Origin of the sequence: Snodgrassella alvi, assembly GCF_002777425.1 — a bacterium.
GTDB lineage: Bacteria > Pseudomonadota > Gammaproteobacteria > Burkholderiales > Neisseriaceae > Snodgrassella > Snodgrassella alvi_B.
Map to the genome: position 1 here is coordinate 1 of NZ_MDVC01000029.1, position 1,387 is coordinate 1,387.

Consider the following 1,387-nt stretch of genomic DNA (forward strand, 5'->3'; position numbering starts at 1 on the left):
CGTGATAATGATGGTGGCTGTAAGGGAGTATGCGAGCGTATCCGTCATGTGGATGTAGGGGATTGGGCAACTGATTTAAAATGCACTGGCGATGGCTGTCTGGATGAAAGCCTATTGATTAATTTGCGTACCGTAATGGCCAGATTACCTGATGATGCAGTGCTGGTGTTGCATACGATGGGCAGCCATGGGCCGGCTTATTACCAGCGTTATCCAGATGCATTCCGGCATTTTATGCCTACCTGTGATACCAACCAGATTCAGCAGTGTACGACTGAACAGTTACGCAATACCTACGATAATACAGTGCTATACGCAGACCATATACTGGCAGAAATTATTAGACTATTGCAAAGCCAAACTGGTTTGGCCAGTGCGATGTGGTATTTTTCTGACCACGGTGAATCACTGGGAGAAAAGGGTATGTATCTGCACGCTACACCTTATGCTATTGCACCAGCGGAACAAACCCATATACCCATGCTGTTGTGGGTCAATCATGATTTTGCCAGCACAAGCAAGCTGGATATGAATTGTCTGCGCCAGCATGCGCGGCAGCAGGCGTTTTCACACGATAATATTTTTCATTCGGTATTGGGATTAATGGATGTGAAAACCAGCGAATACCAGACAAAACTGGATTTATTTGCACCGTGCCGGCAGAAATGATTTTCAGGATTTGATTGTAATATAAGCTGCTGGATGACCATTTTAGCTGTGATTTGAATCGTTAATATTTATGTTTGGCTGAATTCAGGCTTGGTATCTGCAAATTGCTGTAACCATTCTTGGGTTGCCGGTATATCAAAAGCCTGACTTGCATAACTCATCAATTGCAGATTTTCAGGCAGATAAGAATCATATTTTTCCAGTTTTCTTTCTGGCACAATTTCTGCAAGTGTCCAGGCTTCACCCAATTGGGCTTGAGCAAGTGTAACTACCCCTTAAAATAGTACAGCTCTGAAGTAGAAAATTCTCTTTATTAACCCACAGAGGATTTAATCATGAAAAAAATGACTGAACATCAAATCGTATCTATTTTAAAAGAAGCTGAAGCCGGTATTCCTGTTAAAGAACTTTGCCGTAAATATGGCATCGGCAACTCGACTTTTTATAAATGGCGGCAAAAATACGGTGGTATGGAAACCTCCGATATCAAACGTTTAAAGAAACTGGAAGCTGGAAGCTGAAAACCGTAAACTTAAGCAAATGTTTGCCGAGCTCAGTTTAAAATCTCAGCTTCAGGAGGAAATCATAAAAAAGCTATAGTGCCTACCAAGGCACGTAAAGCTTGGGCTGTGCAATTACAAGAAAGTCATCCTGTTACTATTGCTATGAGCTGCGCAATTGTTGGCTTAAGCCGCTGTGCTTACTATTATCAACCTAA

2 protein-coding genes and 1 pseudogene are annotated in these 1,387 nt (G+C 42.1%); 2 read left to right on the plus strand and 1 reads right to left on the minus strand.

Annotation, left to right across the window (positions count from 1 at the left end; genetic code table 11):
- Nucleotides 1–669, plus strand: a 669-nt coding sequence (locus BGI33_RS03230) for a phosphoethanolamine transferase (RefSeq protein ID WP_180298960.1), incomplete at its 5' end; no start/stop codon positions are given.
- Nucleotides 670–737: 68 nt separating this feature from the next.
- On the opposite strand, the gene BGI33_RS03235 is transcribed toward BGI33_RS03230, so the two are convergent.
- Entirely contained in the window at nucleotides 738–917 is a 180-nt protein-coding gene (locus BGI33_RS03235; protein ID WP_100089922.1) for a hypothetical protein, read from the minus strand.
- 87 nt (nucleotides 918–1,004) lie between these two features.
- On the opposite strand from BGI33_RS03235, the pseudogene BGI33_RS03240 reads away from it, so the two are divergent.
- A pseudogene (locus BGI33_RS03240) lies at nucleotides 1,005–1,266 on the plus strand (transposase); the annotation flags it as partial.
- Nucleotides 1,267–1,387: the final 121 nt, after the last annotated feature.